Origin of the sequence: Acinetobacter sp. WC-323, assembly GCF_000314615.1 — a bacterium.
Lineage (GTDB): Bacteria > Pseudomonadota > Gammaproteobacteria > Pseudomonadales > Moraxellaceae > Acinetobacter > Acinetobacter courvalinii.
This window is the reverse complement of sequence record NZ_AMZS01000035.1, coordinates 57,869-81,916: the sequence shown is the minus strand read 5'-3', so window position 1 is coordinate 81,916 and position 24,048 is coordinate 57,869. Positions and strand designations below refer to the sequence as shown.

Below are 24,048 nucleotides of genomic sequence, written 5' to 3'. Positions count from 1 at the left end.
ATTTACTTACAATTGGACTGATGCTTCATTTTTTTTCTGCACCTAAATCTTGATTTGACATATTATACTCGACCGGTGCTGTGATTTTACTCAGTTTTTTCTTCGATACTGAATGACTAATTGACTGTAGCAACGTCATTTTTTATCCCTAAGTATAATTGACAAAATTTTAGTAGCCACTAATCTTATAGCAAATTTTGACACCGTCTGATTCGCACATGACAAGATTAGTATTTCGAGTCAGATAATCATTCACCAGGACAGGAGATCTATTGAATGTCTGCAGCAACTGGCAAAAAAGCCGTATTACAGCTTGATGGCAAAGAAATTGAATTACCAATTTACAGCGGCACATTGGGCCCAGATGTAATTGACGTTAAAGATGTATTAGCATCAGGTCACTTTACTTTCGATCCTGGTTTTATGGCGACAGCGGCTTGCGAATCTAAGATCACATTCATTGATGGTGACAAAGGTGTGTTATTACACCGTGGCTATCCGATTGATCAATTAGCGACTCAAGCAGACTACTTGGAAACTTGTTATTTATTATTAAATGGCGAACTTCCAAATGCTGAACAAAAGACAGAATTTGACGCTAAAGTACGTAACCACACCATGGTTCACGATCAAGTCAGCCGTTTCTTCAATGGTTTCCGTCGTGATGCTCATCCGATGGCGATCATGGTTGGTGTTGTTGGTGCGTTATCTGCGTTCTATCACAATGGTTTAGACATCGAAGATGTAAATCACCGTGAAATTACCGCGATTCGTTTAATCGCAAAAATCCCTACCCTTGCAGCATGGAGCTACAAGTACACTGTAGGTCAACCATTCATTTACCCACGTAATGATCTTGGTTATGCAGAAAACTTCTTACACATGATGTTTGCAACACCTGCTGACCGTGATTACAAGGTAAATCCTGTTCTGTCACGTGCAATGGATCGTATCTTCACGCTTCATGCTGACCACGAACAAAATGCATCTACTTCTACAGTTCGTCTTGCCGGTTCTACTGGTGCGAATCCGTATGCATGTATCTCTGCTGGTATCTCGGCACTTTGGGGGCCTGCTCACGGTGGTGCAAACGAAGCTGTACTTAAGATGCTTGATGAAATTGGTAGCGTAGAAAACGTTGCTGAATTCATGGAAAAAGTGAAGCGTAAAGAAGTTAAACTCATGGGCTTCGGTCACCGTGTTTACAAAAACTTCGACCCACGCGCTAAAGTCATGAAACAGACTTGTGATGAAGTTCTTGAAGCTTTAGGCATCAACGATCCACAATTGCAACTTGCTATGGAACTTGAGCGTATTGCGCTTAGCGATCCGTACTTCGTAGAGCGTAAGCTTTACCCGAACGTAGATTTCTACTCAGGTATCATCTTAAAAGCGATTGGTATCCCAACAGAAATGTTTACGGTAATCTTCGCACTTGCACGTACAGTAGGCTGGATCAGCCACTGGTTGGAAATGCACAGCGGTCCGTACAAAATCGGTCGTCCACGTCAGCTTTACACAGGCTCGACGCAGCGCGACATCAAACGTTAATTCATATTAGCGTTGATAAAAAAGGATGCTTATGCATCCTTTTTTTGTTTTATCCGTTATGCTTGAGAAAAATAACACTTACATACCTTTATATACGTCCCACTAAAACATTAAAGCAATGAACAAAAAGTCCGCTGTTTTATACGAAACAACAATCACAGCATACGAAATGAAGATTCCGTCATTTGTGCTGTTTTTGGCACTGATCATTCTGAGCTGGTTATTTTTGGTTTACTGCTTCTACGATTTTAGCCTTTATTATTTTTATCAAATTCTCCCCTTCTTTGCCCAACTGCTTAATATTGCGTTGATGTTGGGCCTATTGCTACCTGTTCTTTATCTTTATAACCAGCTTTATCAAAAATATTTAAAACAAACGATTACGCTTAAACTCTATCGGCAAGGTCTCGGTCTAGAAAAATCAGCGCAGACTTATTTTTATCCTTGGCAAGATTTAATTCATATTCAACTGCGACAACATCATGCCCAGATCCATAGCTTAAACCTGCTAATCCAAACAGTACCTTATCGGCAATATTTTTATTTCAATTCATGGATGTGGCCTGCCACTTTAACCCAGCAACATTGTGAGTTTTTACCATTCTGGAAAAAACTGGAAGCTCTGGCTAAACAGCAACAATTACAACGTACCAGCAATGCAACTATCAACAAGAAAACCGATATTGATAGCATTAGCATAATTGCAGATCAACAGGCGCTAGACTCTTTTCAAAGAAAACAAAAATGGCTTACAGCTGGATTAATCCTTGTTATTTTAGCCAGTTTTAGTCTTTTTATGAGCTGTCTCCTCTGGCATGAATTTAACGATGGCAGCGTTGATTTGCCTCATCAACACACCCAGTCAATCTCTGGCACAAATTTTGAAACTTTTCAAAATCAGGTCTATATTTTTAAACAAGGCCAAGGCACATTTCTACTTCCCTCTGCGAGTGCCAATCAATTTACAGGCTTGGCTTTAAGTCATCTTGCTGATCGTGCCGATGAACTGTATAGCAATGTTGGCAAAACACCCCAACATGTTTACTGGCAAGACCACATCTTGTCTCAATTAAATCCTGCGCAAGCAAGCTATTTAGGCAATGATTTCACCAAAGATGGTCAACAGGTTTACTTTCAGGATAGGCCCCTAGCCAATGCAAATGCAGCTGGTTTTACTGCGATATTACATCCACAATTTAATGCACTTAGCTATTTCTATGCCAAAGATGACCAACAGGTCTACTACAAAACAACAGCATTAACAGATTTAAATCCGCAACAGAGTCAAGCATTTCCAAATAACAGCCAATATATTCACGATCAACAGGTGGTTTATTATCAAGATAAAAAGCTGGACAAGTTAAATGCGCAACAGACGCAGATTTTTAGTGGCAGCAACCGTTTTAGTCAAAACTTACATCTAGCAACAGACGGTCGATCTTTTTATTTAAATGAACATCCATTACCACATAGTGCTGAGCACAAGTTTTGGGGAACAACACCTGTTGATTTATCACACCTGCAACTCATTGGCAGCCAAAGCAGTGAGCCCTATCCAGGAAATTTCAGTTATATTTTTGCAGATCAGCAAAATATTTATATCTATGATGAGTTTTATCAACGATTAAAAGTGCTCTATCATTTTCCTCAACCCATACAACTACAAGCTCTGGAGGATCGACGCTTTAGTGATGGAAAAAACATGTACAGCATCACTGAAAAGATCTACCGATCTAAAGGGCGTTCTTCTGGAACGACGACACATGGTTTTAAAATCAGCTTGATTCGTGCACAAGATCAGCAGATCATGGCACAATATTTTTCCCGTAACCCTAGCGCTTTAAAACTATCCAACCTATTTCATAACAGGGAGATCAACTAATCTCAAAATATGAACAAGATGAGCTAGATGTCTATCAACAAACCTCATGATCAATAAGATTTTCAATAACAAGTCCTTGCTTAAATCTCGTCTTCTTCCAGCTCTAAAGCACGCATTAAAGTATTACTGATGCCATCGGCACGTAACCACGCCAACTCATAACTCGCTTTTGCCAAGGCCAGTACCCGACGTTCAAATTCATCCCAGATCGGTTTAACCTGAGCATCACGAATCCCAAGCCCACTCTCATGGGCCAAATGTTTATTCTTCTCGCACAGCTTTAAAGCATGATACAACTTACGACCTGTAGTGGCGCTGTCTAAAACCCGAATTCGCTTATTTTGAATAAAGCCTTCAACATGCTGTACGTTTGCATGCGGTAATAAAGGCACTAGGATCTGATCGAGCTGTGCATCTAAACGCTTCCACACCATCAAACGCTGCTCGGCCGTATAGGTATTCCACTGAATTACTTCGTGATTAAAACGACGACAACCACGACAGACCAGATCACCAAATACCGTTGAACAGCGCCCTGCACATGGGGTCAATGATGGAATTCGACGATCATTACTCAAAACCAACTCCTATAAAACCATATTTATTTTATGGTTTTCTCGCTTATTTTCAGATTTCACGCTAAGATATGCGCCTTATTTTCCTATCTTAATACATTTGGAGTTATCCATGAACGCTACTGTAGAACAGCTTGCACCTGTAGAACAGCAAGCGACCAATAATTGGGTTGTTGCGGCACTATATCAATTTAAAGAAGTTTCAGATGCAGCAGGTCTGCAACAACGTCTTTTAGACTTGGTGAATCGCATCAATTTATGTGGAACTCTGATTGTCGCTTCTGAAGGAATTAACGGTACGGTTGCAGGTGACCGCGCTGCCATTGATACAATCCATCAATTTCTTTTGGACGAAGGTTTTAACGCAATGGAATATAAAGAGTCTGAAAGCTCTGAAAAACCATTCCGTAAAATGAAAATTAAGCTCAAAAAAGAAATTGTAACTTTAGGTGTAGAAGTAAAGCCACGTGATTTGGTGGGCCACTACCTTGATCCTAAAGAATGGAACAAGCTGATTAGCCGTGATGACGTGATTCTGATTGATACCCGCAATGATTACGAATACAAAGCAGGTACATTCAAGGGTGCGATTGACCCGAAAACAGAAACATTTCGTGAATTCCCGGAATACGTCAAGCAAAACCTTGAACAGCACAAAGACAAAAAAATTGCGATGTTCTGTACCGGTGGTATCCGCTGTGAAAAATCAACCTCTCTCCTGCTTCAAGAAGGTTTCAATGAAGTCTACCACCTGAAAGGCGGTATTCTTAAATACCTCGAAGAAACCCCTGCTGAAGAAAGTATGTGGGAAGGGGAATGCTTTGTATTCGATGGCCGTACTGCGGTAACCCACGGCGTTGAAGAAGGCGAAAACATCAAGTGTCACGCTTGTGGCTGGCCACTGACCAAAGTTGAAGCTGAACTGCCAAGTTATGAACATGGCGTGTCTTGTGTTTACTGTATTGATAAAACCAGCGATAAGCAAAAAGCAGGCTTCCGTATGCGCCAGTCGCAGATTGCGGCTGCAAAACGCAAGCGTCTGTAAACGACAAAAAAGATTTCTCCAGGCCATAGTTAAACTATGGCTTTTTTATGGGCTTGATAAAATGATGTAACGTTTCACTGCTTGAGCAATCGCCCTGGCACAACTATGCTAAAAACAACAATCAAATGAATTATATAAAGGCGTTATGGGACTGGAACAATGGGTGCTTTCCATCATGGAAAAACTGGGATATTTAGGTATCGCATTTTTAATGTTTCTGGACAATGTTTTTCCACCTATTCCTTCAGAAATTATTATGCCTTCAGCGGGCTATACCGCCTCAAAAGGTGAACTGACGCTCATCGGTGTCATCATGGCAGGCAGTTCAGGTTCCATACTCGCAGCGATGCTGCTGTACTGGATTGGCCGCAAAGTTCCTCAACCTCGTCTGGTCAGGCTCATAGAACGATATGGCAAGTACTTGCGTATTCAGGTTGCCGATTTAGATAAAGCACTAGAGTGGTTCAACAAGCATGGTCATCGCATTGTATTCTTTGGCAGAATGATTCCGGCAGTACGGTCTTTAATCAGTATTCCTGCGGGCATGAGCCGAATGCCGTTTAGTAAATTTATGCTCTATAGTACAGCCGGGACCGTGATCTGGACCAGTTTTCTGGCTTATTTGGGTTTTCACTTCAGTCAGAATCAGGCATTGATGAGTCTGATTATGCAAAGGATCAGCACTATCATTTTGCTGATTGTGATGGTGTATATTGCATGGTGGGCAGTTAAAAAGTTTTATCTCAACAAAAAACCTAGAGCTTAATTCAAACGCCACCAGATTAATCTGATGAATCTAAAGCCAAGGGATTAAAGGCTGCCAGCCATAACTGGCTGCTGCGCATTTCATCTCTCAGCCAATCTCTCAACAATATCTTTCGGACATCTTCTTCAAAAGGTTGTGCTGATAACAGATAGTAAGACGAACCATCAGCATATCCAGATGTCATCGGTTCCAGCAGATGATATTTAATTTCCCGTTCTACCATATAAGCCGAAACCACAGTTGCACCCAATCCGGCCAAACAAGCTTCAATACACAAATAAAAATGCTCAAGAGGAGCGGGTTTAAAATACTTTAATTGGGCTTGATGTTGCTTAAATTTCTGCCATAACTGCGGCCTCGACTTGGAAATAAATATCTGGTTTTCCGCAGACTGTGAATGCTTTGCTTTCACAGATAACATCTGCTCTTCTGCAATCTTTTCACTATAAATTGCATTCCCCCAATCAAAATCATCTCGCCTCAAGGCAAGATCAATGTGTTGTGTTCTAAAATCCACCTCTCCTCCTGCCGTGAGCAGGCTCACTTCAAAGGCGGGATAAAGCTGTTTAAATTGTGCCAACCGTGGAATCAGCCATTTCATGGCAATCGTCGGTTCACAGGACAACACTAAATTCTTTTTTATTTCAGTTTGCTTAAGCTGCACTAAGCATTGGTCTATCTGTTGAAATACATGCTGACAGCATTCAAACAGCACCTCGCCTTGCTGGGTTAAGCGTAATTTTCGTGCTTCACGAATAAATAAGGTAAAACCAAGCATCTCTTCCAGGCTTTTAAGCTGCTTACTGACTGCACCTTGTGTCACACATAAATGTTCTGCGGCACTCGTCATACTTTCATAACGAGCGACATAGTAAAAAAATTTAAGCGAATTCAAAGACAAGCGCTCAATCATTCCAAAAACTCATGCATAAACCAGAATAAATTTCGTTTTTAAATATAGCAAGAATATGAAAAATATAGAAATTATTAAAACAATGCTTACAGGAATAGATGAGTGAATGAAATAATTGCGGTTGGCTTGGTCACCTTACTTGCCGTTATGAGTCCAGGTGCAGATTTTGCCCTGGTCAGCCGAAATAGTTATCTCTATGGTCGCCGCTTAGGACTCAGCACAGCTTATGGTATCGCCTGTGGAGTCTGGGTGCATGTTGCATACAGTGTGATTGGATTAAAGTTTTTACAACATCACATTCCCGGTTTAATTCAAGTGATCCAATATATTGGAGCGACCTACCTGATTTATATTGGCTATAAAATATTTACCCAAGCAGCAGTGATATTCAAAGAAAGCCATATTGATCTTACTCGCTGGCAAGCATTTAAGCATGGCTTTTTCACCAACAGCCTCAACCCTAAAACCACATTATTCGTCATGAGTATTTATTCTCAACTCATGAGCAGCGAAAATAGCAATGCTAAGCTTCTTGGCTATGGTCTTTTCATGTCTGCAAGTCACTTATTATGGTTTTGTCTAATCGCACTTTTCTGTGCCACGCCCAGTATTAGAAATAAAATTCTGTCTCAACAGATTATTATTAATCGTCTGATAGGCATTGTACTCAGCGGATTAGGATGCAGTTTATTTATCGCGACTTTTTAATTAAACACATCATGATGATGGCAGCATAAAATATTGTTATGTGATTTTAATAATAACAGCCAGCATTAAAAAAACGTCCACTCGGGACGTTTTCATATTTATTTTGCTAGAGCAGCTTTTTTAAGCTGCTCTGGATGCACCATTACGCTGGCGTATGATACATCAGGTAAAGTTCATTTAAGTTTTCAGGAATTTCTTCTGCCAACTCATCCATCAACTGGCCATTACGGCGGAAAGATTCCATTTGTGGATCTTCTTCATCGATCCCGCTAAAGACCATGATCGGTAAAGTTAAATCGATCAACTGTTCTTCAAACTCAGGTGCAAACCATGCATCTTCATTCAGGAACATTGCATCGACAAAACCCACACTCCAATCGCCCAAGCTTGACTCGACATCCGCTTCTTCGATTTCAAATGGAAACTCGATTCCATTTTCATTGGCTAAATCCTGACGAATCGATTCCAACCAAAGCTTCACCTGCTCAAGCACTTCTGCAGGAAGTTTTTTGTGGTTACCTTCGAAAAGTTCATCTAACCAACGATCAAATTGTGGACCAACGGCAATTGCACACAAAAAGCCATGAGTCGCTGCAAAATCTAGACCGTATTCGTTTTGATCACCGTCAAGATAATTACTCAATAAGTCTAAATCTAACGTGCTCATTCTTTGTTTAATCCAGTTTCAAAAATACATCGGCAACAGCATAACATTTTCGGACGTGAAGTCTTAGCAATTTCGCTTAGTCTTCGTCGTCAAGGTCATCATCGTCGAAATCATAGTCAAAATCTTTTAATTCTCGTTCTAAACGACGTTGAGCTAAAAGGTCATCAATTAAACGGCGCTTTTCTAATGATTCTTTAGCGCTGATTTTACCTGATGACTCATCAAAACCAACATCATCTTCACCGTAGTTATCATCATCTAGTTCAAAATCTGTAGAAGACACTAAGTACCTCTAATGAAAAAATGTTAATGGGTCTAGCCGCTATTTATCGGTCTTAGCCCACCTTGTCAAGTTTTATTTGTTTTTTTTACTATAAAACCGTGTTTTGTACTTTTTTTCGGCAGTTTTTTTGTGTATTTATAATCCAAGGACATCAACAATCAAAAAAGTTCTTTAAACAGGAATTACGCTTGAAAAATTATGACTTAACCCCATATTTAATGAACAAACGTGCAATCCATTCTATTTTTTATTTAGAGCAAACGGATCAAATCCAAAACATTCACCGTGAATTGTGCTATCATGCACGGTTTTTCACCGCCACAGATTCAACAAAAGAGTAAGCAAAGATGAGCGATATGAATTCCCCTACTTCGCAAGTAGCGGCTCTGATTAGCCGAGGCAAAGAGCAAGGTTATTTAACTTACGCTGAGGTTAACGATCATCTACCAGACTCAATTACGGAAAGTGAGCAGATTGAAGACATCATCCAGATGCTTCAAGACGTTGGTATTCCAGTGCATGAACGTGCGCCAGAAACTGATGACACCATGTTTGGTGAATCCACCGAAGCTGCTGACGAAGTTGCCGAAGAAGAAGCTGCTGCCGTATTAGCATCGGTTGAAAGTGAGCCTGGTCGTACCACTGACCCTGTACGTATGTATATGCGTGAAATGGGTACCGTTGAACTTCTTACACGTGAAGGCGAAATTAGCATTGCAAAACGCATCGAAGAAGGTATTCGTGACGTTTTACACTCGATTGCTTACTGGCCAAATGCTGTTGAAGTTGTTTTACAAGAATATAATGATTTTTTAACTGGCGAACGCCGTCTTGCCGATATTCTTTCTGGTTATTTAGACCCGGAAACTGATGAAGATATTCCAGAAGTTCTGGAAGAAGCTGAGATTGAAGAAGAAGATGAAGAAAAAGATTCTTCATCTAAAGCCAAAGACGTCAAACTTGATGATGATGACGAAGAAGAAGAATCTGAAGGTGATGATGACTCTGAAGGTGATTCAGGTCCAGACCCAGAGGTTGCTAAAGTTCGTTTCTCGGAATTAGAAGCGGCTTGGAACGAAACAAAAACCGTTGTGGCAAAACACGGTCGTAACAGTGAAGAAGCGAAAGCAGCACTTGAAGCACTTGCTGCTGTGTTCATGATGTTCAAATTTACCCCGCGTCTATTTGAAATCATTTCAGAAATGATTCGTGGTACCCATGAACAGATCCGTTCAAATGAACGTGAAATCATGCGTTATGCAGTGCGTCGTGGCCGTATGGACCGTAACCAGTTCCGTACCACCTTCCCTGAGCAAGAATCAAATCCTGCCTGGTTAGACGAACAGATTGCCAAAGCACCTGCCGAAACCAAAGCCCATCTGGAAAAAGTACGTCCAGACGTATTGGCATTCCAGCAAAAGATTGCCGATATCGAGAACGACCTTGGCCTAAACGTTAAAGACATCAAAGAGATTTCGAAACGTATGGCGGTTGGCGAAGCCAAAGCACGCCGTGCCAAGAAAGAGATGGTAGAAGCAAACTTACGTCTGGTGATTTCGATTGCGAAGAAATACACCAACCGTGGCTTACAGTTCCTCGATCTTATTCAGGAAGGTAACATCGGTTTGATGAAAGCCGTAGACAAGTTTGAATACCGTCGTGGTTATAAATTCTCGACCTATGCAACCTGGTGGATTCGTCAGGCGATCACCCGTTCGATTGCGGATCAGGCCCGTACCATTCGTATTCCAGTACACATGATTGAGACGATCAACAAGATCAACCGTGTGTCACGTCAGCTTCTTCAGGAAATGGGCCGTGAACCAACGCCTGAAGAGTTAGGTGAACGTCTGGAAATGGACGAAGTCAAGGTTCGTAAAGTTCTTAAAATCGCGAAAGAACCGATTTCGATGGAAACACCGATCGGTGATGACGAAGATTCGCATCTTGGTGACTTCATTGAGGACTCGAACATCACTTCTCCAGTGGATGCTGCGACCTCAGAAGGCTTAAAAGAAGCGACCCGTGAAGTGCTTGAAAACCTGACTGAACGTGAAGCTAAAGTATTGAAAATGCGTTTTGGTATCGATATGCCAACCGACCATACTTTGGAAGAAGTCGGTAAACAGTTTGACGTAACACGTGAACGTATCCGTCAGATTGAAGCGAAAGCGTTACGTAAGCTGCGCCACCCTTCTCGCTCAGAACACTTACGTTCATTCCTGGAAAACGACTAATCTTTTGGGACATCTTGAGTGAGGGTTAAGGCCCTTCCTCAGGACTTGAAGTTTAGCACTTCATCCCCATCTATGTATTAGATCAAAAGCGCCTGCACTGATGCAGGCGTTTCAAATTAAGAGGTTGCTCATGTTAGACCGCACTCCTTCTCGTGAATTACAAGAACATCTTTGGGTCTTCCCAATGGACTATCCAATCAAACTGATTGGTAATGCAGGGGATGAACTTCGAGTCGCTGTTGTTGATATTTTGCAGAAGCACTTCCCTGAATTTGATGGCAACTCAGTAAAAGTTCAGCCTTCACGTACAGGTAAATACCACTCTTTAACGGCTCAGCTACGCTTTGAAGAGCTGGAACAAGTTCATGCACTCTATGCTGACCTTGCAGCCTGTCCTTTAATCAAGACAGCGCTTTAATACAAAAATCCAAAATGCGACAGTATTTTGGATTTTTTTACGTTAAAAATAACAGCCTATCTATGCTTAAACGGCTATTTATCTACTCAAAATCATTCCATAATTAAGCCACTCCCCGATTAAAAGCTGCTAAGGAAATTCTGCTGTAATGAGTGCTGTAAAACCGACCTTAATCATTCGTTGTTTCAATGATCTTCAAGATTACACGACACGTTTTGAAGCCATGAAAGACTTCACAACCCAGCGTGATGAAAACACCCCTGACGAAGTCTGGTTATTACAACATCAGGATGTCCTGACCCAAGGACAAGCAGGTAAGGCAGAACATATTCTGATGCAGAGCAATCTTCCGGTCGTTCATACTGATCGTGGCGGTCAGGTCACTTGGCATGGCAAAGGTCAACTGGTGGCCTATTTCCTTCTGGATTTAAATCGCTTGAAGTGGCATGTCCGTACGTTGGTCAGCTTTGCCGAGCAAGCCATGATCGATCTGCTCAAACAATACAATATTGAAGCTTATGCCAAACCTGATGCGCCTGGAGTCTATGTCGATGGACGTAAGATCGGTTCACTGGGCTTTAAGATCCGTCGCGGTCGTAGTTATCATGGACTTGCACTGAATATCGATTGCGACCTAACCGGCTTTCAAACCATTAACCCATGCGGCTACGCAGGTTTAGAAATGGTGCGCTTGCAAGACTTACTGCAAGATTACCCAAGCTTCGAACAGCTTTGCGATACGTTCATTAGCTACCTAAAAAATACGGATTTCTTTAATGACCTTGTAGTCATATCTGAATAATTTACTTTTCAATCCAATTAAAATAAATTAGAGTAAATACTCTAAATTAGCAGTGCATAATTTTAACAAGGGACGAGCAAGTGATTTCAACCAAAGCAGTGAAGCCCACTTTGCAATTTGCCTATGTCAAACTCATGATGGACGTTGTGGGTCGTGGCCTCGTAATGGCAAGCCAAGTGGATCGTGAAGTTCAAGAGGAAGTGTCCAAGTTTCCTGTTGGTTTTATCCTTTCAATGAATGTTTTTCCAAATGGACCTGCGTTTGTGGCACGTGTGACAGAAGAAAAACAGTTAGAGTTGTTGTCAAACTATAAAGGCAAGCCTGATTTGACCATTACTTTCAAGCATCTGACCCATGCCTTTCTGGTGTTTTCTTTTCAGGAAAGTACGGCACAGGCCTTTGCCAATGACCGTATGATTGCTGATGGTGATGTCTCCAGTGCCATCCGTCTGGTGCGCTGCCTGAATAAAATGGAAGCCTTGATCCTACCAAAACTGATCGCTTCACTGGCAGTCAAACGTTACCCTGCTGAATTGACACTAAAAGAAAAATTCACAGGTGCAAAAAATATCTATCTTAAAGTCGCAAAATCATATCTGAAACGGAGCGCATAACATGGCTAAGCCTTATTACGAGTTTTTCTGTCCTGTAAAAGTCATTGCTGGTAACGCTGCGTTAGAGCACATTCCTTTTGAACTTGCGACTTTAGGCGCAAAACGCCCCATGATCATTACCGACAAAGGCGTGCGTGCCAATGGTTTACTCAGCCCGATCGAAGCAGCATTCAGCACCACAGATGCAGTCATTGGCGCAATTTTTGATGATGTACCACCCGATTCAAGTCTGGAAGTGGTTCGCTTAGCCGCAGAACTGTATCGCAAGCAAAAGTGTGATGCAATTATTGCGATTGGAGGTGGCTCAGTCATCGACACCTCTAAGGCAACCAATATCCTGGTCTCTGAAGGTGGCGATGACCTGCTGCAATATTCAGGTGCACACAACCTGCCTAAACCATTAAAACCTTTCTTCGTGATTCCAACCACCTCAGGTACCGGTTCAGAAACGACCATGGTGGCGGTAGTTTCGGATACGCAACGTAATGTAAAACTGGCTTTTGCCTCTTACTACCTGATGCCACATGCAGCGATTCTCGATCCACGCATGACCCAGACCTTGCCACCGCATCTGACTGCCATGACGGGTATGGATGCATTGACGCACTGTGTTGAAGCATATACCTGCTTGGCAGCCAATCCATTGAGTGATGCCTATGCCAGTGCCGGCATTAAAAAGATCAGTGAAAACCTGTTCAAAGTTTTGGATAACCCAAGCGATGCACAAGGTCGCCTAGAGCTTGCTCAGGCATCTACCATGGCCGGGATTGCTTTCTCGAATTCAATGGTTGGTCTGGTTCATTCACTCGGTCATGCGCTGGGCGCAGTAGCCCACCTGCCCCACGGCCTATGCATGAACCTGTTCTTGCCATATGTGCTTGAATATAACAAAGAAATTAATGGCGACAAGATTGGTGAACTATTACTGCCACTTGCAGGCGCCGATATTTATGCACAAACGCCAGCAAGTTTACGTGCCGACAAAGCCATTGCCACCGTGCTTGCAATGCGCGACCGCTTATTTAGCCTGACCAAGCTTCCACGTACCTTGCGCGAAACAGGTAAAATCACTGAAGCGCAACTGGATGAAGTGGCTGAAAAGGCGTTAAATGATGGTTCTATCATCTACAATCCAAAAGAAGCCAACCTGCAAGATATCCGTGCAATCTTGCAAAAAGCATGGTAATTCATTGAATTAATTAACTTTAAATAAAATAAAGCCTCATCATTGAGGCTTTATTTTATTTTGGTGAATCTATATTCATCTTTTTGTTTACCCTTTTGGCAAAAAAGTTGCTAAAAAAATTGTAAAAGTACTGCCAATTTATAGCGTTTTACGATAGATTGGCGCACTTCGTTTTTTCTGTAGGGGGGATCATTTCGTCTCAAATGATCCTTAAACCATAGCTGATCCTTGATCAACGATTATGAGGATAACGCCGTTGACAAATATCTCTGGGACTCCACCGGTAGCTAAGCTGCAAAAGACACTTGGTCTTTGGCATATTATTATTATTGGTTTAGCTTACATCCAACCCATGACGTTGTTTGACACTTTCGGACTGGTTTCCGAAGAAAGTCATCACCATGTTCCAACCTCTTATATTGTTGCCCTGATTGCAATCTTATTTACTTCAATCAGTTATGGTCACATGATCCGTCGATACCCTTCATCAGGATCGGCTTATACCTATGCACAAAAATCAATTCATCCCAATGTAGGTTTCATGGTGGGTTGGTCATCCTGGCTGGATTATTTACTCTCGCCGATGGTCAATATTATCTTGGCGGTGATTTATCTGGAAGCCTTGTTCCCAACAGTAAATCACTGGGTCTGGGTGGTTGTCCTCACAGCATTCATGACAGGGATCAACTTGCGTGGTGCCCGTTTTGTTGCCAACTTCAATAGCTGGATTGTACTGGTGCAGCTGATTGTGATTGGTACCTTTACCTATCTGGTTTATGACAAATTACAGATGGGGATTAATGCAGACGGCGCGATTACGGCTGAAACCCGTTATCAGTTGTGGAGTCTGGAACCGTTCTGGAATGAACTCACGTCAGTGGGTGCATTAATCACAGGTGCGACCCTGCTCTGCTTCTCATTTACAGGTTTTGACTCACTCAGCTCTTTGGCAGAAGAAACCAAAGATACAGAAAAGACCTTACCGAAAGCGATTTTCCTGACGGCATTATTTGCTGGTGTTATTTTCATTATTAGCACCTACTTTATGCAGATTTACTTCCCGAATGATCCTAAGTCGTATTTCACCAATATTGCTGAAACTCAACCCGAGATTCTGCTTTTGGTCGGCGGTTCATTATTCCAGTCTTATGTATTGGCCTTTGCCATTGTAACAGTCATGGCTTCCGGGATTTCTGCACATGCAGGCGTTTCTCGCCTGATGTACGTGATGGGTCGTGATGGCGTAATCAATAAGAAGATTTTCGGTCATATCAGTCCAAAAACCTTTACTCCGTCGTATAACATTATCATTGTCGGTTTAGTCGCATTGACTGCGGGCTTTATGGATCTGGATATTGTGATTTCAATGATTAGCTTTGGTGCATTGACAGCATTTACCTTTGTAAACCTGTCTGTGATTTCTCGATATGCCTTACGAGATGGCCGAACTAAAAACCTGAAAGACATTATCAGCTTTGTGATTATTCCTTTGCTCGGCTTTATCAGCATCTTTGCGATGTGGCTTGAAATTGAAGAATCAGCATTGAAGTTCGGTTTATGGTGGGCCATGTTTGGTATTTTATACTTGGGTTATAAAACCAAGGGCTTTAAATACAACGCACCACAACATAATGAATTTGATGATAAACATTAATTCTCATCACATTAAAATAAAAAAGGCGCTCAATGCGCCTTTTTTATTATCTTTTATTTTAACCATGCAATTTTTCAACGATTGCTTTTACACGTTGTGCATAAAGCTTCGCAGTCTCTAAATCACCTGTTGGAATCTCATCCACACTGGCATCTGACGGTGACTGAACCAACAGACCAACTGAACCACCCAGATTATTCACATCTTCACGTTTGGCCGCTTTGGTATTGGCAGGTAATAAACCCAAGCTCACCCAAATACCACCATGTTGTGACGCCAAGGTTTGTAATTGAATCAAGGTCACTTGCTTGTCACCATTCAGACTTGCACTGTTGGTAAAACCTGCAAATACCTTATCTTGCCAGCCGCGTGTAAACCAGATTTTAGAAGATGCATCAGCAAATTTCTTAAACTGCCACGGTGTTGCCGCCATATAGGTGGGCGCACCAAACACTATACCTTGCGCATTATTGAGGGTTTGCCAGTCTTGTTCAGTAATCTCGCCATTCTGATCAATTTCAATCAAAGCCGCATCAATTGCACCCGCAAAAGTTTCAGCAACCACTTTGGTATGGCCATAGCCCGAGAAGTATACAACTGCAATTTGTGTCATGAGAGTATCCAAAATTTTTCAAAAGTTCGATTTAATGATATATTTTAGAAACTAGGTGTCAATTAGTTACCAACTGGTAACTACTGACATTCGCTCGAGAAAATGAGGGTTATCGCTATGAATCAGACATTAAAATACGATATTTATCAACAACATTGCCCTGCCCGTTTATTTTTCGAAAAAATTGCAGACAAATGGGTACTGATGATTATCAATGTGCTGGCACGAGACACCCAACATTTCAATTTATTGAAAAAAAGCATTCAGGGTATTTCACCCAAGGTCTTGTCACAAAAGCTAAAAATGCTGGAACGAGATGGCTTTATTCAACGGCAAGTCCAGAATACCGCACCGATTCGAGTGGATTATTCACTCACTCCACTCGGTCTGGAAGTAGCAGAAATGGCATATCAACTCAAAGATTGGGCTGAGAGTAATATCGAACAGGTCATCTACGCTCAACAGCGTTTTGATGCGATACAGCCACAAGAAATCCAATAAAAATGAGGGACAGGCGATGATTGCACAACCTTTAATTGCAGTGAGTGATGTCGAGAAAACCAGTCAGTGGTATCAGGCAATGCTTGGCCTGGAAAGCGGTCATGGCGGTAAAGAATATGAACAGTTGCTGTTTGAGCAACACATGGTGCTGCAATTGCACCAATGGCAAGCGCATGAACATCCACATATCGGCGATCCGAAACGAGTGATCGGTAACGGCGTGTTATTGTGGTTTGAAAGCAATCGATTTGATGAGATTGTACTAAAACTACAAACTCATCAAGTCGAAATTCTGGAAGGCCCTAAATACAATCCCAATGCGCATCATCGGGAGATCTGGTTTAGAGACCTCAATGGATATACGCTGGTTGTGGCAAGCCCATATGGCGATCTTTGATTAAAGTTGTTTAAAGCCTTGTTGTCGCCATGCTTCATAGACAATGACAGCGGTCGCATTGGAAAGATTCAAGCTTCTTGAGTTTTCCGCCATTGGCAAACGAATCCACTGCTCTTGCGGGAATATCATACGCACTTGCTCAGGCAGACCACGGGTTTCAGGTCCCATCAACAAGGCCACGGGACGATTCAGATCAACCGTATGCGGTGTTGCTGTGCCTTTAGTCGTCAATGGGAAGACATGCTCAACCCCTTTGGCTTTTAAGTCAGCGAGGCACAGCTCAATATTGTCCCAAATTTGCATTCTTGCCCACTCGTGGTAGTCCAATCCTGCACGTTTTAACTTTTTATCATCCAGCTCAAAACCCAAAGGTTTAACCAAATGTAGTTGCGCACCGGTATTGGCACATAGACGAATGATATTACCTGTATTCGCTGGAATCTCAGGCTCGTATAGGACGACATGAATCACAAATTTTCTCTACTTTTCATAATCCCTCCTAGCCTCCCTTTTCAAAGGGAGGAACTCCCCCTCTTTTTTAAAGAGGTGAGGAGCGGTTATAGCTCCGCAAGGAGGGATTCTATTGCCATTTTAACTGTTCACGTAAACTGACCACTTCACCAATAATGGTTAAAGTCGGTGCTACGATCTGATTGTCAGATACTTTGGTTGCGATATCCGCCAGAGTACCCACCACCACTTTTTGCTCCGGCGTGGTACCTTTGGAAATCAAGGCCACAGGCATGCTTGGACGCTGACCATGTGCAATTAATTGCTCACAAATACGTTCCAGACCGACCAGTCCCATATATAACACCAAGGTCTGGTTTTCATAGACCAGTTCATTCCACGGCAGCTCAGGTGAACCTTCTTTTAAATGTCCTGTCAGGAACCGTACACTTTGTGCATAATCACGATGGGTCAGTGGAATACCGGCATAGGCGGAACAGCCTGAAGCTGCGGTAATGCCCGGCACGACCTGAAAAGTGACATTGGCTTCGACCAGTTCCTGAATTTCTTCACCACCACGACCAAAGATAAACGGATCGCCACCTTTTAAACGGCAAACACGTTTACCTTGTTGCGCATATTCCACCAGTAAGGCATTGATGCCATCTTGTGGAACCGAATGGTTAGAACGCGCTTTACCGACATAAATCTTTTCAGCATCGCGGCGGCACAAGTCCAGAATCGGCGTAGAGACCAGACGGTCGTAAATCACCACATCTGCTTGTTGCATTAAACGCAATGCCTTTAAGGTCAGCAGTTCTGGGTCGCCCGGCCCTGCCCCAACCAGATAAACCTCACCTTTCGGTGCGGTCCATTCTGTTAAAGCCTGCTCAATCAGATCATTGGCTACAGCAATATTGTCATTGAAAACCTGTTCTTTCAGCGGACTGGCATACAGGTTTTCCCAGAAGATACGACGCTCATCCGGATTGGCAATTTTGGCTTTGACTTGCTTGCGCCACTGGCCTGAAAACTCAGCCAGCTTACCCATGCCATGCGGCACAATGGTTTCGATCTGCGTGCGTAACTGTCTGGATAAAACCGGGGATGCACCATTGGAAGCGACCGAAATCACCAACGGTGAACGATCAATAATTGCAGGCACCATAAAACGGCAATGCGGAATATCATCGACACTATTCACCAGCAGATTACGCTGTTCACACTGTTCAAATACTGCTTTATTGACATCAGGCTGATCTGTCGCTGCAATCACCAAGCGATAAGGCGTGGCCAGAACAGCTTCAGAAAAAGAAGCTTGAATATATTGCCCTGCCGATTGTTCAACCAGCTGGCGTAATTCGGGCAGGATATCAGGTGCAATCACATCCACAATTGCACCTGCCTTGACCAGTAAATTTGCTTTGCGGTAGGCAATATGCCCACCGCCCACAATCAGACAACGTTGCTGTTGCAACTTTAAAGAGATTGGGAAGATTTCCACGTCACGCCTCTATATTTTCAATCTGATTGAGCTCAAGCAAAAACTATGCACAAATTCGATGCAAAGTTTAGTCGATGTAGCTAACACCGCCCATATATGGACGTAATACTTCTGGAATCTCGATTGAACCATCTGCGCGTTGATAGTTTTCCATCACTGCAAGCAAGGTACGCCCAACTGCCAGACCTGAACCGTTCAAGGTATGCACCAATTCGATCTTCTTCTGATCCACACGGTAGCGTGCTTTCATACGGCGTGCCTGGAAATCGCCCATATTTGAGCAGCTTGAAATTTCACGATAGGTATTCTGGCTCGGTACCCAAACCTCAAGGTCATAAGTTTTAACCGCACCAAAGCCCATATCACCACCACAGAGCAAAATCTTGCGATATGGCAGACCAAGAGCCTGCAAAATGCCTTCTGCATGTGCAGTTAAGTCTTCAAGCGCCTGCATTGAATGCTCTGGTTTAACGATTTGCACCATTTCAACCTTGTCGAATTGGTGTTGACGGATCAAGCCACGGGTATCACGACCATAAGAACCTGCTTCGCTACGGAAACATGGGGTATGCGCAGAATATTTCAGCGGTAAACGATCCGCATCAATAATTTCGTCACGCACGAAGTTGGTCACTGGCACTTCAGCGGTTGGGATCAGGTAATACTCTTTTTCACCTTGTAGCTTGAACAGGTCTTCTTCAAACTTAGGAAGTTGGCCTGTACCACGCAAGCTGTCTGCATTGACCAAATACGGTACATAAGCTTCGGTATAACCATTTTTAAGAGTATGGGTATCCAGCATGAACTGGGTTAACGCACGTTGTAAACGCGCCAAAGGCCCTTTCAAGACGCTGAAACGTGAACCTGTCAATTTGGTCGCTGTTTCAAACTCCAGACCACCCATCATTTCACCTAGATCAGTATGATCTTTAATTTCAAAATCAAACTGGCGTGGTGTGCCCCATTTCAGGATTTCAAGGTTATCGCTCTCGTCTTTACCAAAGGGAACCGACTCATCTGGCAAGTTTGGAATGGCGAGAGATTTTTGCTCTAGCTCAGCTTGTAACTCAGCCAAAGCCACTTCAGCGGCTTTGATCTCATCCCCGATGGCTGCCATACGCGCCATGATTTCGGAAGCATCTCCACCCGATTTTTTGATTTGACCGACTTGTTTAGCACCAGCATTACGCTCTGCTTGTAAGTTCTCAGCTTTGGATTGCAAATCTTTACGGCGAGCTTCTAAATCAGCCCACTCTTGTACATTTAACTGAATACCACGTTTTGCCAAAGCAGCATTCACTGCTTCAATATTATTTCTGAGTAACTTTGGGTCGATCATAATCAATCATGAATAGAGGAAAAAACTGGCTATAGTGTAAGGCTTAAACCTAAAAAAATACAGCGCTTGTACAGCCTCTACACACGATATGTAGAGGCTGTACTCAAACTAGCCTGCATCTTTTGGCAAGCTCGGCAAGTATTCGGCTTTGACAAACTCCTTCGCCGCATAATATGGCAAGCTCAGTTCGCTCATTCCTTCTGCATAAGAAGCCAGCTCATACAACGGATAAACAAAGACGATGCCATTTACCCCATAGTAATAATTATCACTGACCTGTAATTGGTCTTTCTTGATGTTATGCTGTTCTAACCAGTTCTGGTTTGCAGCATACAGTTCATCACGAAGTTTATTATTCATCTCCGGTTTAAGCAGTTCGCTCACGGTAATGTGCTTCTTGTTCTTCAAGTCGAAGTTGACAAACTCTTGATGTGACATGCCATGTGCCGCACCTGTTGAATAGGAATAGCTCTGAATGGCAAAGGTGGCAAGGTTATAATTTTGCCCCAAAAAACGGACAGAGGTACTGCTCTCATTCTGCACCATTCCATCAGCGGGAGCTTTAACCTCTTGGTCAGCCAGATTTGCAAACGCATTCGGCTCAGCCTTTTTCATCCGGTTCATGAAATAGTCATCTATCCAGGTCTGGTTGGTGTGTACCGTTTGCAAGTCATAGGTGGTACAGCCATCTTCCAGACACACCTTTTGTTTTGGAATTTTAACTGCGGTAACGGTGGCATGAATAAGCGGAATATCGCTGGTTTTTTCTGTCGGGGTAGCCGTTTCTTTTTTCGGCTGACACCCGGCTAATGCCACAACCGTCAGGATAGGAAGAATGGGAAGAAATTTTGATAGTTGTGAAGTATTCATCGTCCTACACGTCTCTGATGTTTTTCTTCACTATACAAAGCCTTGCCCGTAGATGAAATTAAGAAATGTATCTATAAACGGTTCAATAAAAAAAGCCGCATCATCTGCGGCTTTTTTATCTCATCAGGACTTACTGATCAATAATATCGGTCCCTTTAGGCGGTGTAAAATTAAACACCGATGCTGGAATCGAAGGATTCACTTTAAGATTATTGAAACGTACATAGGTGGTTTGACCCAAAGAATCCTGCAAGATCATCAAGTTCGGTGCTTTATTGGCACCAAAACTAATGGTGAGACTTTGGAATGCGCCATCTTGCTGTTTCGGATACAAGGTGTAATACAGTTTGCTACGGTCCGGCTGGGTCACACGATAAGACTGCATGATCTGGTTGGTATTGCCCGATAACAATAATGCAGGGGTATTGGCAATTTGATCATCCAGACTTTGACGGACGGCTTGCTGTAAATCAGGATCATAGATCCATACCACCTTACCTGTGGTCACGATCGTTTGTTTGGCCGGACTGGTGGTTTCCCAATAGAATTTTCCTGGACGTTCAACTTTCATCGTTCCCTTAAAGGTCTGATTCATATGTTGAGCGGTCAAACTTTTTTTCTGTGCGGTTTTATTGCTGTTGCTACTTGCAACTTTTGTGGTTTGTTCAAAATCTGCGGTGAATCGTTGCAAGCCAGATAACTGCTGAACCAGACTGTTTGTTGCTTGCTGAGCCGATGCAGCGACAGGTGCAGCAAAGACCTGACTACTCACAACCGGAGCAAGTGTGATTGCACTTAATGTTGCAGCATAAGCCATTTTTTTTACGAAATTCATAAAAACAACCTTCTATCAGATTTCTACTGTTATGCCGACATCTTACTGTTTTTGATCATTAAAAAAATGAAGAAAAGCACAGGTTTTGTGTAGTTCGTGTCGCAAAGTTCTGCATTATGTATGAAGTTGCGACCTTTATGTAGAGATTGTAAGAGTAAAAAATCAACTTTTTGCTGATTCACTCATTCTCAAGTCAATGTCTGGTGAAAGAAAATTATTGATCCGTTTTTATCTAGACGAATCAGTAGCGTTTGCTAAGCTAAAGCCAAGCATATTGAACAGAATCCACCATGAAAAGCCTGGCCTTTATCCACCGTAATGACACGCATTTTGCCATTGGTGACTTTTATCCGGCATTGTCGGTATTTTCTTATCAGGAACTGGGCAACACCACCTCACCCTTTTTACTGCTGGATCATCTGGGACCTGGACGACTGGCACCGAAAAGTCCCAAAAAAGGCGTGAATGAACATCCGCATCGCGGCTTTGAGACGGTGACCTTTGTGTTTGCAGGTGAATTACAACATCAGGATTCTGCCGGCCATGGCGGCATTATGACATCAGGTGATGTGCAGTGGATGACCGCAGCTGCCGGTATTCAACATACGGAACATTTTAGCCGTGCCTTTCGTGAGCGCGGTGGGTATTTTGAAATGTTGCAATTGTGGGTCAATCTTCCCGCAAAAGACAAGATGGCAGCTCCGCACTATCAAAGCTTGCTAAGTCATAGCATCCCTACAGTGCAACTGGAACATGAAGCAGGTTATGTGCGTATCGTGGCTGGTCAGTTCCGCAATATTCAGGGCATTGCCCACACTTATAGTCCAATGAATGTTTTAGATGTCTATCTAAATAAACAACAGCAACTTATCCTGCCTGCCCATCATGGTGACACGACTTTAATTTATTTACGCAAAGGCAAACTGCAGTTCGCTGCGGATGAAGAGTTTCTGGAAGAGCAAGCCTTGGCGGTGATGTCCAGCCTTGATACGGATGTTGCGATCACCGCCTTAGAAAACTGTGATCTGTTATTTTTATCGGCGCCTCCCTTGCAGGAACCGATCAATGGACATGGCTTTTTTGTGATGAATAGTTATGAGGAAATTTTACAGGCCTATGAAGACTTAAAAACCGGAAACTTTGGAAAAGCTTCGGACTAAACCACAATTCAAACCTTATCCGCATAAAAAAACCCGCTCAACGCGGGTTTTCTCGAACTATTAAAACTTAAGCTTCAACAGTTACATAGCGACGGCCAAACTGACCTTTCACTTCAAATTTTACTACGCCGTCAGCAGTAGCAAATAAAGTATGGTCACGGCCCATACCAACATTTGCACCAGCGTGGAACTCAGTACCACGTTGACGAACGATGATGTTACCAGCAGTTACAGTTTGACCACCGTAAACTTTAACACCCAACATCTTAGGATTCGAATCACGACCGTTCTTCGTCGATCCACCGGCTTTTTTAGTTGCCATGTCTATTTACTCCTCGTGTTAGCCTGCGATACCAGTAATTTTCAACTCGGTAAACCATTGACGGTGACCTTGTTGCTTACGGTAGTGTTTACGACGACGCATTTTGATGATGCGGATTTTGTCGTGACGACCATGGCCAACTACTTCTGCAGTTACTTTTGCGCCAGCTACAACTGGAGCACCGATTTGAATGTTGTCACCGTTAACAACCATTAATACGTCATCAAACGTAATAGTCGCGCCAGTTTCAGCTTTCAATAATTCTACTTTAAGGGTTTCACCCTCAACAACACGGTGCTGTTTACCACCGCTTTGGATTACTGCGTACATAATGTACTCCAACTTGCCCGTGTCGTCGTGCCGATAAAGGGACATATCGATCTTAAGACGAACGCCACTGGGGTTATACAAGGGGACAAATTTTAAGTGAAAATTGCTCAAACAACAAGTAATTTTGCATAAATGCCCGTATATCGATAACTTGCTTGGAATTTTTAGTAAAATCAATTAGATTGTGGGCGCACTTTTTTGATTGATTCGCGTCAAGATTTGCAATACATTTTCAAAAACAAATTGTGACAATAACAAACTGTATTTTGTACTGTGGTGAGTAAAGTAATAACGCTTGGTGGGAACAGCCCTTTTTCTGTCTAATTTAAGAGCAAAGAGTTCATGATCGCGTTTTAAATAGCGGATTACACCGTCTGCATAACAGTTTAGTCACAGATTAATTGCTACACTTGGCAACATTACCCA

At 42.7% G+C, this 24,048-nt stretch carries 26 protein-coding genes; 14 read left to right on the top strand and 12 right to left on the bottom strand.

Annotated features, from left to right (window positions below; translation table 11 throughout):
• Nucleotides 1-276 precede the first annotated feature (276 nt).
• Both gltA and ACINWC323_RS12190 read left to right on the top strand, forming a co-directional pair.
• Nucleotides 277-1,551, top strand: coding sequence for a citrate synthase (gltA, locus tag ACINWC323_RS12185; protein WP_005227086.1), 1,275 nt, complete (start codon nucleotides 277-279; stop codon nucleotides 1,549-1,551).
• Between the two features lie 118 nt (nucleotides 1,552-1,669).
• Entirely contained in the window at nucleotides 1,670-3,433 is a 1,764-nt protein-coding gene (locus ACINWC323_RS12190) for a DKNYY domain-containing protein (RefSeq protein ID WP_032881334.1), read from the top strand.
• Nucleotides 3,434-3,513: 80 nt separating this feature from the next.
• Here the strand turns inward: ACINWC323_RS12190 and ACINWC323_RS12195 are convergent, their stop codons facing one another.
• A complete protein-coding gene (locus ACINWC323_RS12195) occupies nucleotides 3,514-4,011 on the bottom strand; it encodes a DUF1289 domain-containing protein (RefSeq protein WP_009511249.1) in 498 nt (165 codons plus the stop codon).
• Nucleotides 4,012-4,120: 109 nt separating this feature from the next.
• On the opposite strand from ACINWC323_RS12195, the gene trhO reads away from it, so the two are divergent.
• On the top strand, nucleotides 4,121-5,053 hold the full coding sequence (trhO, locus tag ACINWC323_RS12200) for an oxygen-dependent tRNA uridine(34) hydroxylase TrhO (protein WP_009510993.1): 933 nt from the start codon (nucleotides 4,121-4,123) through the stop codon (nucleotides 5,051-5,053).
• 145 nt (nucleotides 5,054-5,198) lie between these two features.
• Nucleotides 5,199-5,819 carry a DedA family protein gene (locus ACINWC323_RS12205; protein WP_009511345.1) on the top strand — a complete coding sequence of 207 codons (621 nt, stop codon included), beginning with the start codon at nucleotides 5,199-5,201 and terminating at the stop codon, nucleotides 5,817-5,819.
• Between the two features lie 16 nt (nucleotides 5,820-5,835).
• On the opposite strand, the gene ACINWC323_RS12210 is transcribed toward ACINWC323_RS12205, so the two are convergent.
• Nucleotides 5,836-6,732: a LysR family transcriptional regulator gene (locus ACINWC323_RS12210; protein WP_009511066.1), complete on the bottom strand. Its 897-nt coding sequence runs from the start codon at nucleotides 6,730-6,732 to the stop codon at nucleotides 5,836-5,838.
• 102 nt (nucleotides 6,733-6,834) lie between these two features.
• Between ACINWC323_RS12210 and ACINWC323_RS12215 the strand changes: the two genes are divergently transcribed.
• Nucleotides 6,835-7,440 (top strand): LysE family translocator, encoded by a 606-nt coding sequence (locus tag ACINWC323_RS12215; protein ID WP_009511112.1) that lies wholly within the window; start codon nucleotides 6,835-6,837, stop codon nucleotides 7,438-7,440.
• A gap of 142 nt (nucleotides 7,441-7,582) precedes the next feature.
• Here the strand turns inward: ACINWC323_RS12215 and ACINWC323_RS12220 are convergent, their stop codons facing one another.
• Both ACINWC323_RS12220 and ACINWC323_RS12225 read right to left on the bottom strand, forming a co-directional pair.
• Entirely contained in the window at nucleotides 7,583-8,107 is a 525-nt protein-coding gene (locus ACINWC323_RS12220) for a YecA/YgfB family protein (protein WP_005227080.1), read from the bottom strand.
• A 76-nt stretch (nucleotides 8,108-8,183) separates the two neighbouring features.
• On the bottom strand, nucleotides 8,184-8,390 hold the full coding sequence (locus ACINWC323_RS12225; protein WP_004775189.1) for a PA3496 family putative envelope integrity protein: 207 nt from the start codon (nucleotides 8,388-8,390) through the stop codon (nucleotides 8,184-8,186).
• A 347-nt stretch (nucleotides 8,391-8,737) separates the two neighbouring features.
• Between ACINWC323_RS12225 and rpoD the strand changes: the two genes are divergently transcribed.
• The 6 genes from rpoD (at nucleotide 8,738) to ACINWC323_RS12255 (ending at nucleotide 15,301) form a co-directional block, all read left to right on the top strand.
• Nucleotides 8,738-10,627, top strand: coding sequence for an RNA polymerase sigma factor RpoD (gene rpoD / locus ACINWC323_RS12230; protein WP_005227079.1), 1,890 nt, complete (start codon nucleotides 8,738-8,740; stop codon nucleotides 10,625-10,627).
• Nucleotides 10,628-10,757: 130 nt separating this feature from the next.
• The gene (locus tag ACINWC323_RS12235) at nucleotides 10,758-11,045 is read left to right on the top strand and encodes a YbeD family protein (protein WP_004775193.1); all 288 of its coding nucleotides are present in this window, start codon (nucleotides 10,758-10,760) and stop codon (nucleotides 11,043-11,045) included.
• 148 nt (nucleotides 11,046-11,193) lie between these two features.
• Nucleotides 11,194-11,847, top strand: a complete 654-nt coding sequence (gene lipB, locus ACINWC323_RS12240) for a lipoyl(octanoyl) transferase LipB (RefSeq protein WP_009510872.1) — start codon at nucleotides 11,194-11,196, stop codon at nucleotides 11,845-11,847.
• Between the two features lie 80 nt (nucleotides 11,848-11,927).
• Nucleotides 11,928-12,461, top strand: coding sequence for a hypothetical protein (locus ACINWC323_RS12245; protein ID WP_009511452.1), 534 nt, complete (start codon nucleotides 11,928-11,930; stop codon nucleotides 12,459-12,461).
• Nucleotide 12,462: 1 nt separating this feature from the next.
• Nucleotides 12,463-13,647, top strand: coding sequence for an iron-containing alcohol dehydrogenase (locus ACINWC323_RS12250; protein ID WP_009511240.1), 1,185 nt, complete (start codon nucleotides 12,463-12,465; stop codon nucleotides 13,645-13,647).
• Between the two features lie 256 nt (nucleotides 13,648-13,903).
• Nucleotides 13,904-15,301: an APC family permease gene (locus ACINWC323_RS12255; protein ID WP_005288539.1), complete on the top strand. Its 1,398-nt coding sequence runs from the start codon at nucleotides 13,904-13,906 to the stop codon at nucleotides 15,299-15,301.
• 58 nt (nucleotides 15,302-15,359) lie between these two features.
• Here ACINWC323_RS12255 and ACINWC323_RS12260 read toward each other — a convergent pair whose 3' ends face one another.
• Nucleotides 15,360-15,914 carry a flavodoxin family protein gene (locus ACINWC323_RS12260; RefSeq protein ID WP_009510991.1) on the bottom strand — a complete coding sequence of 185 codons (555 nt, stop codon included), beginning with the start codon at nucleotides 15,912-15,914 and terminating at the stop codon, nucleotides 15,360-15,362.
• 117 nt (nucleotides 15,915-16,031) lie between these two features.
• Between ACINWC323_RS12260 and ACINWC323_RS12265 the strand changes: the two genes are divergently transcribed.
• The gene (locus ACINWC323_RS12265) at nucleotides 16,032-16,415 is read left to right on the top strand and encodes a winged helix-turn-helix transcriptional regulator (RefSeq protein ID WP_009511193.1); all 384 of its coding nucleotides are present in this window, start codon (nucleotides 16,032-16,034) and stop codon (nucleotides 16,413-16,415) included.
• A 16-nt stretch (nucleotides 16,416-16,431) separates the two neighbouring features.
• Nucleotides 16,432-16,812 carry a VOC family protein gene (locus ACINWC323_RS12270; protein WP_009510690.1) on the top strand — a complete coding sequence of 127 codons (381 nt, stop codon included), beginning with the start codon at nucleotides 16,432-16,434 and terminating at the stop codon, nucleotides 16,810-16,812.
• Here ACINWC323_RS12270 and ACINWC323_RS12275 read toward each other — a convergent pair whose 3' ends face one another.
• From ACINWC323_RS12275 to lolA, 5 genes are all read right to left on the bottom strand, one after another.
• Nucleotides 16,813-17,283, bottom strand: a complete 471-nt coding sequence (locus tag ACINWC323_RS12275; protein WP_009510922.1) for a tRNA (cytidine(34)-2'-O)-methyltransferase — start codon at nucleotides 17,281-17,283, stop codon at nucleotides 16,813-16,815.
• Nucleotides 17,284-17,392: 109 nt separating this feature from the next.
• Nucleotides 17,393-18,766, bottom strand: coding sequence for a siroheme synthase CysG (gene cysG, locus ACINWC323_RS12280; protein ID WP_009511180.1), 1,374 nt, complete (start codon nucleotides 18,764-18,766; stop codon nucleotides 17,393-17,395).
• A 67-nt stretch (nucleotides 18,767-18,833) separates the two neighbouring features.
• Nucleotides 18,834-20,105 carry a serine--tRNA ligase gene (serS, locus tag ACINWC323_RS12285; protein WP_009510958.1) on the bottom strand — a complete coding sequence of 424 codons (1,272 nt, stop codon included), beginning with the start codon at nucleotides 20,103-20,105 and terminating at the stop codon, nucleotides 18,834-18,836.
• Between the two features lie 108 nt (nucleotides 20,106-20,213).
• Entirely contained in the window at nucleotides 20,214-20,975 is a 762-nt protein-coding gene (locus ACINWC323_RS12290) for an RsiV family protein (protein ID WP_009511087.1), read from the bottom strand.
• Between the two features lie 130 nt (nucleotides 20,976-21,105).
• On the bottom strand, nucleotides 21,106-21,810 hold the full coding sequence (lolA, locus tag ACINWC323_RS12295; RefSeq protein ID WP_005227063.1) for an outer membrane lipoprotein periplasmic chaperone LolA: 705 nt from the start codon (nucleotides 21,808-21,810) through the stop codon (nucleotides 21,106-21,108).
• Nucleotides 21,811-22,100: 290 nt separating this feature from the next.
• On the opposite strand from lolA, the gene ACINWC323_RS12300 reads away from it, so the two are divergent.
• A complete protein-coding gene (locus ACINWC323_RS12300; protein ID WP_009510680.1) occupies nucleotides 22,101-22,970 on the top strand; it encodes a pirin family protein in 870 nt (289 codons plus the stop codon).
• A gap of 67 nt (nucleotides 22,971-23,037) precedes the next feature.
• Here ACINWC323_RS12300 and rpmA read toward each other — a convergent pair whose 3' ends face one another.
• Both rpmA and rplU read right to left on the bottom strand, forming a co-directional pair.
• Nucleotides 23,038-23,292 carry a 50S ribosomal protein L27 gene (gene rpmA, locus ACINWC323_RS12305; protein ID WP_004640422.1) on the bottom strand — a complete coding sequence of 85 codons (255 nt, stop codon included), beginning with the start codon at nucleotides 23,290-23,292 and terminating at the stop codon, nucleotides 23,038-23,040.
• An 18-nt stretch (nucleotides 23,293-23,310) separates the two neighbouring features.
• Nucleotides 23,311-23,622: a 50S ribosomal protein L21 gene (gene rplU, locus ACINWC323_RS12310; protein ID WP_004652230.1), complete on the bottom strand. Its 312-nt coding sequence runs from the start codon at nucleotides 23,620-23,622 to the stop codon at nucleotides 23,311-23,313.
• Between the last annotated feature and the right edge of the window lie 426 nt (nucleotides 23,623-24,048).